General features: G+C 67.7%; 12 protein-coding genes. 4 read left to right on the top strand and 8 right to left on the bottom strand.

Translation table 11 applies throughout. The annotated features are described in order from the left end of the window. Positions 1–4: 4 nt before the first annotated feature. Together FKQ52_RS02800 and FKQ52_RS02805 are read right to left on the bottom strand one after the other, a co-directional pair. Positions 5–556 carry a hypothetical protein gene (locus tag FKQ52_RS02800; RefSeq protein WP_141625779.1) on the bottom strand — a complete coding sequence of 184 codons (552 nt, stop codon included), beginning with the start codon at positions 554–556 and terminating at the stop codon, positions 5–7. Between the two features lie 192 nt (positions 557–748). Then, positions 749–1,693: a fatty acid desaturase family protein gene (locus FKQ52_RS02805; RefSeq protein WP_141625780.1), complete on the bottom strand. Its 945-nt coding sequence runs from the start codon at positions 1,691–1,693 to the stop codon at positions 749–751. A 178-nt stretch (positions 1,694–1,871) separates the two neighbouring features. On the opposite strand from FKQ52_RS02805, the gene FKQ52_RS02810 reads away from it, so the two are divergent. Genes FKQ52_RS02810 through FKQ52_RS02820 form a run of 3 tightly spaced genes read left to right on the top strand, consistent with a single transcriptional unit; the run spans position 1,872 to position 3,423 of the window. Further along, the gene (locus FKQ52_RS02810; protein WP_240811722.1) at positions 1,872–2,234 is read left to right on the top strand and encodes a hypothetical protein; all 363 of its coding nucleotides are present in this window, start codon (positions 1,872–1,874) and stop codon (positions 2,232–2,234) included. After that, a complete protein-coding gene (locus FKQ52_RS02815; protein ID WP_141625782.1) occupies positions 2,234–2,431 on the top strand; it encodes a helix-turn-helix transcriptional regulator in 198 nt (65 codons plus the stop codon). Before FKQ52_RS02810 ends, FKQ52_RS02815 begins: the two co-directional genes overlap by 1 nt. A 32-nt stretch (positions 2,432–2,463) precedes the next feature. After that, complete coding sequence (locus tag FKQ52_RS02820; protein ID WP_141625783.1) at positions 2,464–3,423, top strand: alpha/beta fold hydrolase; 960 nt, start codon at positions 2,464–2,466, stop codon at positions 3,421–3,423. On the opposite strand, the gene FKQ52_RS02825 is transcribed toward FKQ52_RS02820, so the two are convergent. From FKQ52_RS02825 to FKQ52_RS02840, 4 genes are all read right to left on the bottom strand, one after another. Beyond that, on the bottom strand, positions 3,393–3,908 hold the full coding sequence (locus FKQ52_RS02825; RefSeq protein ID WP_141625784.1) for a hypothetical protein: 516 nt from the start codon (positions 3,906–3,908) through the stop codon (positions 3,393–3,395). The two genes, FKQ52_RS02820 and FKQ52_RS02825, sit on opposite strands and share 31 nt — an antisense overlap. A 69-nt stretch (positions 3,909–3,977) precedes the next feature. Then, positions 3,978–4,826: a DUF3298 and DUF4163 domain-containing protein gene (locus tag FKQ52_RS02830; protein WP_141625785.1), complete on the bottom strand. Its 849-nt coding sequence runs from the start codon at positions 4,824–4,826 to the stop codon at positions 3,978–3,980. A gap of 11 nt (positions 4,827–4,837) precedes the next feature. Next, complete coding sequence (locus tag FKQ52_RS02835; protein ID WP_141625786.1) at positions 4,838–5,896, bottom strand: UbiA family prenyltransferase; 1,059 nt, start codon at positions 5,894–5,896, stop codon at positions 4,838–4,840. A 218-nt stretch (positions 5,897–6,114) separates the two neighbouring features. Beyond that, complete coding sequence (locus FKQ52_RS02840) at positions 6,115–7,428, bottom strand: ammonium transporter (protein WP_141625787.1); 1,314 nt, start codon at positions 7,426–7,428, stop codon at positions 6,115–6,117. 327 nt (positions 7,429–7,755) lie between these two features. Here FKQ52_RS02840 and FKQ52_RS02845 point away from each other — a divergent pair, with 327 nt between their 5' ends. After that, positions 7,756–10,554, top strand: a complete 2,799-nt coding sequence (locus FKQ52_RS02845; RefSeq protein WP_141625788.1) for a pitrilysin family protein — start codon at positions 7,756–7,758, stop codon at positions 10,552–10,554. A 78-nt stretch (positions 10,555–10,632) separates the two neighbouring features. Here FKQ52_RS02845 and FKQ52_RS02850 read toward each other — a convergent pair whose 3' ends face one another. Both FKQ52_RS02850 and FKQ52_RS02855 read right to left on the bottom strand, forming a co-directional pair. Beyond that, positions 10,633–11,043: a DoxX family protein gene (locus tag FKQ52_RS02850; RefSeq protein WP_141625789.1), complete on the bottom strand. Its 411-nt coding sequence runs from the start codon at positions 11,041–11,043 to the stop codon at positions 10,633–10,635. Positions 11,044–11,129: 86 nt separating this feature from the next. Continuing rightward, a complete protein-coding gene (locus tag FKQ52_RS02855; RefSeq protein WP_141625790.1) occupies positions 11,130–12,149 on the bottom strand; it encodes an NAD-dependent epimerase/dehydratase family protein in 1,020 nt (339 codons plus the stop codon). Between the last annotated feature and the right edge of the window lie 18 nt (positions 12,150–12,167).

Here is a 12,167-nt window from a genome sequence, read left to right on the forward strand (position 1 = left end):
AGGATCAGGTCGTCGGCGGCAGGCTCAGTGCGGCGTTCAGCGTCGTTTCGGTGGCGACCAGTCGGGCGCTGAGAGGGGGTTCGTCCGGCGACTGATGGTCAAGCCGGATCAGACCGCGCCGGAGCAGGGCGCCGGAGGGGGAAAGCCTCTGCTGGAAGGCGACCCTTTTCCCGATGTGGCCGCCCGCCAGCAGAAACCGCGCGGTCTCGGCCGTCGGCAGCAGGCCTCCGTGGGCGCGACCGATCACGCCGCCGAATTCGGTGAAGCGTCGGTCAAACACTGCGTGCTTCGTGAGGAAGACGTCCAGCTTTTCGGGCGCCAGATAGGGCGCGATGGTGAGCGCCAGAATCAGGCGATCTTCGTCCGCGATGTCACGAACCAGATCGGCCCAAGCGTCCGGCCCGGAAGGCAGGGGCGGAGCAGGAGGCGGAGCGATGTTCGTTCCGGGCTGGATATAGTCCGTCATGCGGACTTCGATAGCCTGACCGAGCCATTCAAGGTCCGCGCCCACCGCCAGGACTTCGGTGATTGGCAGCCCGCCCGGGACGCAGGACATGTCTGACGTCTCAGGCGTTGGAGGATCATCCGGGACGTCGTAGACCTGCGGCATCGGCGCAGAATCTGGTGAGGATGCGTCCAGCAGGTCCAAAACCTTGGCCTTTAAACGATTTCCAAGGCGAGTTCCCGACATTCTGCGACTCTCGATTGAAGCTTGACCATCGCCACCCATTGTCCGTTTGGCAAGACGTTAGTCGCGCGTGGCGGTCCGCAACACTTCGGCATAGCCCCCCGCCACCTCCATTCGCTCTCCCTGCGGCTTGCCGTGCACCGCGCGGTGGAGGGCGGGCAGCTTCCAGCAGGGGACGTGCATGAACAGGTGGTGCTCAGCGTGGAAATTGACCCAGTAGGGGGCGATGAAGGCGCGCTCCCACCAGCGGGCGCGGGTGGTGCGGGCGGCGCGGAAAGGGTCGGTCGCCGAGCCCTCCACGCAGGCGTGCTCGGCGATGTTGCGCAGGCGGGTGACCATCGGAAACCATGTCGCCATCGGCAGCAGCCAAAGGGCGAAGTAGGCCCACCAGACTCCGGCCAGCGTCATCGCCGCCAGCAGACCGAGATTTAACAGCAGGAAGGGCGCGACCGAGCGGCCGGTGACGATGGCTTCGTACTCGTGATCGTCTGTCGCCCTCGTCGCCTTCGCGCCACGCATCGCCGCCAGCGGGAGCAGGACCCGCTGCTTGAAGAAGGTCTGTCCCGTCAGGTCGCGAATGATCTTGCGGCGGAGCGAGGCGGGCGAGACCGGGAAGGGAGCGGAGAGGGCGAGGTCCGGATCCTCGGACTGCTGGGCGAAGCGGTGGTGCGACAGGTGGTAGGGCCGATAGGCGGCGAGCGAGGCGCCCACGGGCACGGCGCACAGCCAGTGCCCAAGGAAATCATTGAGTTTCGTATTGGTCGAAAGCCCGCCGTGCGCCGCCTCGTGCATCAGAATGGCGAGGCCCAGCTGGCGCGTGCCGATGATCATCACGCACACCGGGATCAGGACGGGCCAGAGCGATCCCGCGAAGACGGCCAGCCCGATCACCGACCAGCAGTGCGCCACCAGCAGAGGCCCGATCCAGCCGCGCCGCGACTGGAAAGGCGCCCACTCCCGTGGCGTGAACAGGTCACCTGGTTTGATGCGAGGCGCGGTGGGCATGGCCTCAGGATACGCGGATGGCGAGGGTTCGAAAAGAAAACGCGAAAAGTCACGCGCTCCTGACTTATTGTCAGGTTGACATTACATTTTGACGGTGTCAGGTTCTCATTACATTCAGTCAGGAGGAGCTGACATGCTATCGGCATGGAAACAAGGAACGCCGGCGGGGCGTCGGTATGTGATCCGCACCTGGGCCTTCATGGCTCCCTATGTCGCGATCTGCGTCTCGATGATGGTGACGGATGCGTTCGATGACATCATCGGCAAGCCCGCCGGCTGGGTGTTGGCCGCCGCGATCTCGGCGCCGGTGATCGGCCAGATCTGGGCGACCCTGGCTTTGATGCGCGAGAGCGACGAGTTCGTCCGCGCCGTCGCGGCCAAACAGTTCATCGTCGCGGCGGGGCTGGCCATGGCGCTGGCGACCTTCTGGGGCTTCGCCGAGACCTTCGCCGCCGCGCCGCACATTCCGGCCTGGCTGATCTACCCGACCTTCTGGGCGCTGTACGGCTGCGTTTCGCCGTTCATCCGGACCTCGAACTGATGAAGAACCGTCTCAAGCTGCTGCGCGTCGAGCGCGGATGGACCCAGGAGCAGCTCGGCCAGGCGCTGGGCGTGTCCCGGCAGGCCGTCAACGCGCTCGAGACCGAGAAACACGACCCCTCGCTCGACCTGGCCTACCGCATCGCGGTGCTGTTCGAGCAGCCGGTCGAGAACATCTTCGAAAACCCTCACGCCTGACCCCGTCAGGCCCTGATCCCAAGGACATCGTCATGCTGCATCTCCGTCACTTCGCCGGGCGCTCGACCCTGCGCGCCCTGTTCCTCGCCTCCGCCGCCGGTCTGGCCGTGGGCGGAGGCGTCCTCTTCGCCAACGAAGTTCTGGCTGCGCCCGCGCCGGTCGTCGCCCCCGCGCCCTTCGTCTCGGACCGGCTGTCGGTCGAGGTGGTCGGGCAGGGGCCGGACGTGATCCTGATCCCCGGCTTCGGTTGCTCGCGGGACGTCTGGCGCGCCGAGGCCGAGCGGCTGAAGGCCACGCACCGCGTGCATCTTGTCCAGCTGGCGGGCTTCGCCGGGGAGCCCTGGGCGCACGGTGACGGTCCCTTCATCCAGCCGGTGATTGATGAATTGGCCCGCTACATCCGGACCCAGGGTCTGGCGCGCCCGGCGGTGGTCGGTCACTCGATGGGCGGGCTCAGCGCCCTGATGCTGGCTCAGCAGCAGCCGTCGCTGGTCGGCAAGGCGATGACCGTCGACAGTCTGCCCTTCTTCAGCGCCCTGTACGGCCCACAGGCGACCGTGGAAACCGCGCGTCCCTTCGCCGAACAGGCGGCGGCGGGGATTCTGAACACGCCGGATGAAGCCTTCCGCACCGGTCAGAACGCCGCGGCGGCGGGGTTGGCCCGCGATCCGGAAACGCGGGTGAAGATGGTCGAGTGGACGCTGGCGGGAGACCGCCGCGCCATGGCCGCCGCCATTCGTGAGGTGATGACCACCGACCTGCGTCCCGGTCTGGCGACGATGACGGTTCCGGTTTGGGCCCCCTACGCCTCGGATGCGGACGGCGGCGCCCCTGCGGCGGTGGCGGACACGGTCTGGGGGCGGGAGTACGCGACCCTGCCGGGTGTGCGCCTGATCCGGGTGGACGACAGCCGTCACTTCATCATGAGCGACCAGCCGGCGAAGTTCGCTGAGCTGATGGATCAGTTCCTGGCGGCGCCGGGCGGGGAGTGAGACTCGGCCGCGACGGCGGCCACGTTGGCGGGCAGGACGCATTGCGAGACCACCCGCCGGCGGCGGTCGCTCCGGCCGGCGTCCGGAGCGAGGTCGAGGCAGTCGACGGCGGTGGCGGTGTCGTCATCGGCCACGATCATTCCGCCGCCTTCGGCGCAGTCGACCTCAATCAGCGGGCGGCCGGAGCGGGTCCGGCCGACAGGGACGACCTCCAGGATCGAACAGACCGCGCCGACGCGGGAGAGGGCGCTTTGCGCCTGATGCCGAACATCAGCGGTCGAGAGGGATGGTCCGGCGGGAGCGTTTCGACCGCGATTCATCTCGATACGGGAGGAGGCGATGCGGGTCGGGGTCACGGCGTCCCGACCGAAGGCGGAGACGTCGCGGATCTCGCCGCTGCCGGTTGAAACCGCCGCGTCCTGAGCCGCGACCGGCGTCGCAACGGTCAGCAGGAGCACAAGAGCAAACGACGGGTTTCGCGACATGACTGGATCACCTTGTTGGAGACGTGCTTCGGTCGGCGCGGCCTCGCGAGCCGCCCCGCCGTGGTCGCTTCAGTTCTTCGGCGTGACGTCCCCCGACCGGGTCAGTTGCCCGCCGAACTCTTCGGCATAGGCGACAGCCAGCAGGGACCGGAAGGAGGAAGCGGGCAGCGCGATCTCATAGGCGCCTTCCGCATAGGGGCCGACGGTGTAGGGGCCGATCAGGAAGGTCAGGCCCGCCGCCTTGCCCGGCTCACTACCCGGCGTCAGCACGAACTCGGTCGCCGAGGCGCGCGGGCAATTCCAGTCACCGCCGTCGCCCAGCGTAAGGGATTTGCTGTCCGGCACGCGGGCCCGCTTGGCGACGTTGATGGCCGAGCACAGGGCCTGATCAAGCGAGCTCAGGTCGACGCCCCGCCGGAACAGGTCATTGAAGCCAATACGTCGCTTGAGCGCCTTGTCCCACAGGATTCCGGTTGTCAGGGTGTTGGGGTGGGCGCCGCCCGAAAAGTCGAAGTCCGAGCGCTTCAGGCTGAGAAGCTTGCCGGTCTCAAGCGCGCCGGTGATGTTGATCTGCTTTTCGTAGGTCCAGTTGGGCGGGCCGTCCTCGGCGCTGTCGAGGCGTTCGCTGGCGGCGCCCTCCGCGAACTGCTGCAGCTTGCGCACCTCTTCGGAATACAGGCGGGCGTGCAGGTCGGTCTGGGGCTTGATGACGTCCGGCAGTTTCAGGCTGACGTTCGAATAGGCGGTGCGCGTCTGGTAGGTCATCGGCGCGGCGGCGTCGGCGGGCGTGACGAGCGCGCCGGTTTCGGTGGCGGCGGCCGCGGGGGCGTCGGCCTTGGTCTCCTTGTCGCGATTGCAGGCCGCCAGCGCGGTCGTGGCGAGAAGGGCGGTGATCAGGAGCATGCGGGGGGAGGACATGCGGGTCTCCTTCAAAGCGGAAGCTGAACCGAACCGAGGATGATGGCGAGAAGAAGGGTGAAGCCCGCTTCGCGGTTGGACTTGAACAGGGACAGGGCCAGCGGACCGTTTTCCGGCTGGATCGACCGGGTCTGCAACAGTAGGTGGACGGCGTAGGCGGTCAGGCCAAGGTAGAACAGCGGCCCCAGCCCTGCCAGCAGGCCCGCCAGCGCCGCGAGGGCCACGGCCAGCAGATAGAAGACGCTGACGCCCAGCCGGACGCTGGAGCCGAGGCGGCGGGCCGAGGACTTCACCCCGACCATGGCGTCGTCCTCGATATCCTGCAGGGCGTATAGGGTGTCGTAGCCGAGGGTCCAGAAGACGCCGCCCGCATAGAGGGCGATCACCGGCATGGCGTCGAGGATCTGGTGCGTCAGCACCATGTCCAGTGGTGGTGCGCCAGACCATGAAAGAGGCCAAGGGTCCACAACGAACGGCTTCAGGTACAGGGTCACATACGGGTCGTAGGAGAGACTGGCGCTGACGACGGCCATGGCCGCGGCGAACCCCATCAGGGCGCCCCAGTTGAAGGTCAGGCCGAGCCAGGCCTGCGGCCACCAGGTGATCCGCTTCATGAAGGGGTAGGCGGCGACGAGGGCGAGGGAGGCGACGCCCAGCAGTACGGCGAAGACATTCAGGGTCAACAGGATCAGCAGGCTGATCAGTGAACAGCCGACGGTGAAGGCCAGCGCCTTCTTCACGCTGATCCGGCCGGAAGCCACCGGGCGGGCGGCGGTGCGGGCGACTTTCGCGTCGATGTCCCGGTCGACGATGTCGTTGAAAGCGCAACCGGCGGCGCGCATCAGGCAGGCCCCGATGGCGAAGCCGACGATCAGCCAGAGGTCATACAGGGTCCATGCCCGGCGCTCGCTCGCCACCACCAGCGCGATCCCCTGCCAGCCGGGCAGGAGCAGCAGCCAGATGCCGATGGGGCGGTCGAACCGGCCCAGCTTCAGCCACGGCTTCAACCCCTCGGGCGCATGGCGATCAACCCAGTTGGAACCGGCGTCAGGAAGCGGGGCGGAAGTCATGGCCGAGGTTGTAGCGGGGAAGGATGGGGAGGGGGAGGGCCTTGTCGATGCGGCCTTCTTCAACTCACGGGCGCTGACCCGACCCCTCCGTCCCGTCGGCTGATCGCCGCCGAGCCACCTTCCCACGACGTGGAGAGGTGAACGCGATCTCTCACCTCTCCAGCGAAGCCGGGGAGGGGGACCATGCGAAGCCCATCGGGCGACGCATGGTGGAGGGGTTACTGGTGAATGGTCTCGCCATGCTGGGTGTAGTCGAGGCCCTCGATCTCATCTTCCCTGGTGACGCGCAGGCCCGTCGTGAACTTGCAGATCATCAGGATCACCCAGGTGCCGATACCCGACCAGGCGACGACGGCCAGCAGGCCGAGGATCTGCTTGACCACATCGGCGCCTTCGCCGACCGGGTTGATGGCGGCCGAGGCGAAGACCCCGGTCAGGACGGCGCCGACCATGCCCCCGATGCCGTGGATGCCGAAGGCGTCCAGGCTGTCGTCGTACTTGAGCAGCTTCTTGAGCCAGACCGCGCCCGCGTAGCAGGCCGGGCCCGACAGGATGCCGATGAAGAAGGCGCCCTTCGGGTCGACGAAGCCCGCGGCCGGGGTGATGCCGACCAGACCGGCGACGATGCCGGACAGCAGGCCCAGCAGGGTCGGGCGCTTGTGATGGAACCACTCGACCGCGGTCCAGCCGATGGCGGCGGCGGCGGCGGCGAGGATGGTGTTCAGGGCGGCGACGCCGGCGATGGCGTCAGCGGCCCAGGCCGAACCGGCGTTGAAGCCGAGCCAGCCGACGAACAGCAGGCCGGTGCCGATGGCGGTGAAAGCCAGGTTGTGCGGGGCCATGTTGTCGCGACCGAAGCCGTGCCGCTTGCCCAGAACGATGGCGGCCACCAGACCGGCGACGCCGGAGTTGACGTGCACCACGGCGCCGCCGGCGAAGTCCAGCACGCCCCAGCTGCCGAGCCAGCCGCCGCCCCAGACCTGATGGCAGATCGGCGCATAGACGATCAGGTGCCACAGGAAGAAGAACAGGATCGAGGCCGAGAATTTGATCCGTTCGGCGAAGGCCCCGGCGATGAGGGCCGGGGTGATGATGGCGAAGGTCAGCTGGTAGGCGATCCACAGGAACTCGGGCAGGCCCGGCGCCGCGGCGAAGGCCGTCGTCGGGGTGACGCCGTTCAGGAACACCGCCTGCAGCCCACCGATGAAGGGGTTGGTCGCTTCGCCCGAGACGCCGAACGACAGGCTGTAGCCGACGATGAACCAGAGCACGGTGACGATGGCCAATGCGGCGGTCGAATGGGCGATGGTGGCGATGACGTTCTTGCGGCGAACCATGCCGCCGTAGAACAGGGCCAGACCCGGCAGGGTCATCAGCAGAACCAGCGCCGTCGACGCCAGAATCCACGACGAGGACGCCTCATTGAGCACCAGCGTCGTCTGGTGGGCCAGCAGCGGGGCGGCGGGCGCGGCGAGCGCGGGGCCTGCACCCAGACAACAGAGGGCGGCGAGGGCAAGCGATTTACGGATCATGGGCGCGGCGTCCGGGGAGCTGGGATGTCAGAAATTCCGGCTCGAACCCGCGTTCGACGCCGCGGATAGGGATAGGAGCCTATTGCGGCGCGGCAGGCAATTCATTTCGTGTGCGGTGCAATAGTTCGTGCGGTCCTGCGTGGCAGCGGGCCGTAACGGCTGAATGTGCAAGCTCCTGCCTGTCGGGCTCGCATCTGCGAAACGGCCTCCCGAAGATTACAAAAAGGCAATTTCAAATCGCTTGCGAGCCGGTTGCGGACGACTACCACTGTCGCGCCCGATCCGGCGTGACCGCGCGGGCTGTCTCACTTTCAGGGGTGCAACCGCATGCGTTCGATCCGTCCCATCCTGCTGGGAGGCGCCGCCGCGGCCGTCCTTCTGGCCGCCGGAGCCGTTCAGGCCCAGGTCCCCGTCGCCATGGCGGCCTCGCCCGCCACGCAGGAGCGCCTCGCGCCGCTTCCGGACGTGGATATTCCCTACACCCGCTTCGTCCTGAGCAACGGCCTGACCGTGATCGTCCACGAGGACCACAAGGCCCCGATCGTGGCGGTGAACATCTGGTACCACGTCGGCTCCAAGAACGAGCCGGTGGGCCGTTCGGGCTTCGCCCACCTGTTCGAGCACCTGATGTTCAACGGGTCGGAGAACTTCAACGACGACTTCTTCAAGGGCACCGAGCGTCTGGGCGCGACCGACCAGAACGGCACCACCAGCCAGGACCGCACCAACTATTTCCAGAATGTGCCGACCTCGGCGCTGGACAGCATCCTGTGGCTGGAGAGCGACCGGATGGGCCACCTGCTGGGCGCCATCGATCAGGCGCGCCTCGATGAGCAGCGCGGCGTGGTGCAGAACGAGAAGCGTCAGGGCGAGAACCAGCCCTATGGCCGCGTCTGGGATGCGATCACCAACGCCACCTATCCGTCCGACCACCCCTACGGCCACACCGTGATCGGCTCGATGGAAGACCTGGACGCCGCCAGCCTTGAGGACGTGCAGACCTGGTTCCGCACTTGGTACGGCCCGGCCAACGCCACCATCGTTCTGGCCGGCGACATCACCCCGGAAGAGGCGCGCGCCAAGGTCGAGCAGTATTTCGGCGACATCCCGCCCGGACCGCCGGTCACCCATCCGCAGCAGATGATCGCCCGCATGACCGGCGCCTCGCGCGAGGTGATGCAGGACCGCGTCGGCCAGCCGCGCCTGTACAAGGTGTGGAACGTGCCGCCCGCGGGTGAAGCCGACACCGACTATCTGGGCCTGCTGGGCGACATCCTGTCGTCGGGCCGCAACTCGCGCCTCTACAAGCGTCTGGTGTTCGATGATCAGGTCGCCACCGGCGTGTCGGCGGGCGTCTCGGAAGGTGAGATCGGCAGCCAGTTCCTGGTCACCGTGACCGCCAAGCCGGGTCAGGATCTGGCCCGCATCGAGGCCATCGTCGATGAGGAGATGGCCCGCCTGCTGCGTGACGGCCCGACCGCCGAAGAGATGGAGCGCGCGCGCACCTCGAACGGCGCCGGCTATGTGCGGGGCCTGGAGCGGATCGGCGGCTTCGGCGGCAAGTCCGACCGTCTGGCCGAGAGCCAGGTCTTCCATGGCGATCCGGGCGCCTGGCGCGTCAGCTATCAGCGCATCCTGTCGGCGAGCCCGGCCAATCTGACGGCCGCCGGTCGCGGCTGGCTGCAGGACGGCAGCTATACGCTGGAAGTTCAGCCCTTCCCCGACTACGCCGCCTCGGGCACGGGGGTGGATCGCAGCAGCATGCCGGCCCCGGCCGCCGCGCCGCTGGCCGACTTCCCGGAAATCCAGCACGCCACCCTGTCGAACGGGCTGAAGGTGATGTTCGTGCCGCGCACCGCGGTGCCGACCGTCAGCATGAACCTGATCTTCGACGCCGGTTCGGCGGTTGATCCGGCCGGTCAGCAGGGCGCCGCCGTGCTGACCTCGACCGTGCTGACCAACGGCACGGAGCGTCTGGACGCGCTGGAGATCAGCGACCGCCTGCAAATCCTGGGCGCGACCCTGGGCGCCGGCTCGGGCGTCAACTCGACCACGGTCAGCATGACCGCCATCGAGTCGCGTCTGGAGCCTTCGCTGGCCCTGTACGCCGACGTGATCCAGAACCCGGCCTTCCGCGCCGAGGACTTCCAGCGGGGCCGCGCCCAGCAGATCTCGGGCATCCAGCAGTCGAACCGCAACCCGGGCGCCATCGCCAACCGGGTGCTGTCGGCCGAGCTGTACGGCGCCGAGAACCCGAACGGTCGCCCGACCATGGGCACGGAAGCCACCGTCGGCGCCCTGACGCCCGAGGCGCTGCACGCCTATCACGACGCCTGGTTCCGCCCGGACAACGCCACCCTGGTGGTGGTCGGCGACACGACCCTGGCCGAGCTGCAGCCGCAGCTGGAGCGGGCCTTCGCGGGCTGGCGCGCGCCCGCGACGGCGATGCCGGCCCGTCCGCAGGCCCCGGCCCTGCCGGCGACCCCGGCGACGCCGCGCATCCTGATCGTGGATCGCGCCGGGCCGCAGTCGATGATCATGGGCGGTCGCATCGCCCCGGCCTTCGACGCGCAGACCCAGGCCGCCATCGAGACCATGAATACGGCTCTCGGCGGCGCCTTCACCAGCCGGATCAATATGAACCTGCGTGAGGACAAGCACTGGTCCTACGGCGCTTCGGGCGGGGTTCGCACCGCGCGCGGCGACCGGGCCTATGTGGTCAGCGCCGGGGTCCAGTCCGACAAGACGGCCGAGAGCCTGGTTGAGCTGCGCCGCGAACTGACCGAGGTGGTCGGATCGCGTCCGCTGACCGAAGGTGAACTGGCCGCCGCCCGCGCCAATCTGGTGCAAGGCATGGCCGGTGAGTGGGAAACCAACGCCGCCATCGTCAACGACATGGCCCGGATGGTCACCTACGGCCTGCCGGAAAACTTCTACGACAGCTACGCCGCCGGTGTGACGGCGACGACGCCGGACGCCGCCGCGGCGGCCGCCCGGTCGATGGTCGGCTCGGGTCCCACGACCTGGGTTGTCGTCGGTGACCGCGCCCAGATCGAACCGAAGATCCGGGCCTTGGGCTTCGGCGATGTTCAGGTGGTCGATGTGAACGGCAATCCCGTTCCGTAAGCTGTCTGACAGGCACACATGAAGAAGGCGGGACCCGCGAGGGCCCCGCCTTTTTTCCTGGCCGGACTATCGGACAGATCAGCCGCGCTTCTTGCCGATCAGCTTTTCGGCGCTGAAGGCGCCCGGGCCCGAGAAGACGAGGAACAGGAAGATGAAGCAGTAGAGGATGGCCGCATCACCGCCGTTGTTGACCGGGAACGGGTTCTGCGGGGCGTGGGCCATGAAGTAGGCGACGGCCATGGTCCCCGAGGCGAGGAAGGCGGCCGGGCGGGTGAACAGGCCCAGGGCGATCAGCACGCCGGTGACCAGCTCGATGATGCCCGCGAAGGCGCCGGGGTTGTCGAGCGCGAGGCCCGACCCGGCGCGCTCGCCCAGCGGGAAGGAGAGGAATTTCTGGGTGCCGTGGGCCAGGAACAGCAGGCCGGACATGATCCGCAGGGCGGCCAGCGCCAGCGGGGTGTTGTTGGTGAGGAAGCGGGGCGACGCCATGGAGAGAGGGGCTTTCAGGGTTATTGGTAACTAACGGTGTTGCCGATATTGGGATCAGCTTCGCTGTTGCGCAAGAGGGTGATCGCTCAGGCCTGATAGAAAGCGCGATACCAGTCGACGAAGCGGCGGACGCCGACATCGATGGGGGTGGACTGACGATAGCCGAGGGCGGCTTCGGTCTCGGTGATGTCGGCCTCGGTGCGGGCGACGTCGCCGTCCTGCACCGGCATCATGTTCAGCTCGGCCTTGCGACCCAGCGCCTCCTCCAGCACCTCGATGTAGCGCATCAGCTGTTCGCGACGGCCTGCGCCGAGGTTCAGGATGCGCCAGGGGGCGACGCCCGATGTCGAGGGGTTCGGCGCCTGCGGATTCCAGTCGGGATCGACGGTCGCCGGATTGTCGAGCGCGGCGACCACCCCGGTGACGATGTCGTCCACATAGGTGAAGTCCCGCTCCATCTTGCCGTGGCCATAGACGTCGATCGGGCGGCCCTCGAGGATGGCGTTGGTGAATTTGAACAGCGCCATGTCCGGGCGGCCCCACGGTCCGTAGACGGTGAAGAAGCGCAGTCCCGTCGAGGGGAAGCCGAACAGGTGGGAGTAGGAGTGCGCCATCGCCTCATTGGCGATCTTGGTGGCTGCATAGACGGTCAGCGGATGGGCGACGCCCTGCTTGACCGAGAAGGGCAGGGCGCCGTTGGCGCCGAAGGCCGAGCTGGTTGAAGCGAAGACGAGGTTTTCGGCCTTCACCGCCCGCGCGCCCTCGAGGATGGTCAGGAAGCCGACCACGTTGGAGTCGATATAGCTCTCGGGCTGTTCGAGGCTGTAACGGACGCCCGCCTGCGCCCCGAGGTGGACGATCCGGCGCGGCGCATGGGTCGCGAACAGGGCGGCCATCCCCTCGCGGTCGGCGAGGTCGAGGGTGTTGTGGTTGTAGTTGGGGTTGGCCTGCAGCCGCTCCAGCCGCGCCTGTTTGAGGGCGGGGTCGTAGTAGCTGTTCAGGTTGTCGACCCCGATCACGGTCTCGCCACGCGCCAGAAGGCGCTGCGCCGTGTGGAAGCCGATGAAGCCGGCGGAGCCGGTGACGAGAACAGGGCCGAGAGTCATGGCTTCTGCGTTACTCCG

Origin of the sequence: Brevundimonas sp. M20, from assembly GCF_006547065.1 — a bacterium.
Lineage (GTDB): Bacteria > Pseudomonadota > Alphaproteobacteria > Caulobacterales > Caulobacteraceae > Brevundimonas.

Excerpts from the sequence above, each read along its gene's own strand:
- FKQ52_RS02805 (WP_141625780.1), bottom strand. The coding sequence starts at position 1,693 with ATGCCCACCGCGCCTCGCATCAAACCAGGTGACCTGTTCACGCCACGG.
- FKQ52_RS02855 (WP_141625790.1), bottom strand. The coding sequence starts at position 12,149 with ATGACTCTCGGCCCTGTTCTCGTCACCGGCTCCGCCGGCTTCATCGGC.
- FKQ52_RS02845 (WP_141625788.1), top strand. The coding sequence starts at position 7,756 with ATGCGTTCGATCCGTCCCATCCTGCTGGGAGGCGCCGCCGCGGCCGTC.
- FKQ52_RS02825 (WP_141625784.1), bottom strand. The coding sequence starts at position 3,908 with ATGTCGCGAAACCCGTCGTTTGCTCTTGTGCTCCTGCTGACCGTTGCG.
- FKQ52_RS02800 (WP_141625779.1), bottom strand. The coding sequence starts at position 556 with ATGTCCTGCGTCCCGGGCGGGCTGCCAATCACCGAAGTCCTGGCGGTG.
- FKQ52_RS02840 (WP_141625787.1), bottom strand. The coding sequence starts at position 7,428 with ATGATCCGTAAATCGCTTGCCCTCGCCGCCCTCTGTTGTCTGGGTGCA.
- FKQ52_RS02830 (WP_141625785.1), bottom strand. The coding sequence starts at position 4,826 with ATGTCCTCCCCCCGCATGCTCCTGATCACCGCCCTTCTCGCCACGACC.
- FKQ52_RS02835 (WP_141625786.1), bottom strand. The coding sequence starts at position 5,896 with ATGACTTCCGCCCCGCTTCCTGACGCCGGTTCCAACTGGGTTGATCGC.
- FKQ52_RS02850 (WP_141625789.1), bottom strand. The coding sequence starts at position 11,043 with ATGGCGTCGCCCCGCTTCCTCACCAACAACACCCCGCTGGCGCTGGCC.
- FKQ52_RS02820 (WP_141625783.1), top strand. The coding sequence starts at position 2,464 with ATGCTGCATCTCCGTCACTTCGCCGGGCGCTCGACCCTGCGCGCCCTG.
- FKQ52_RS02815 (WP_141625782.1), top strand. The coding sequence starts at position 2,234 with ATGAAGAACCGTCTCAAGCTGCTGCGCGTCGAGCGCGGATGGACCCAG.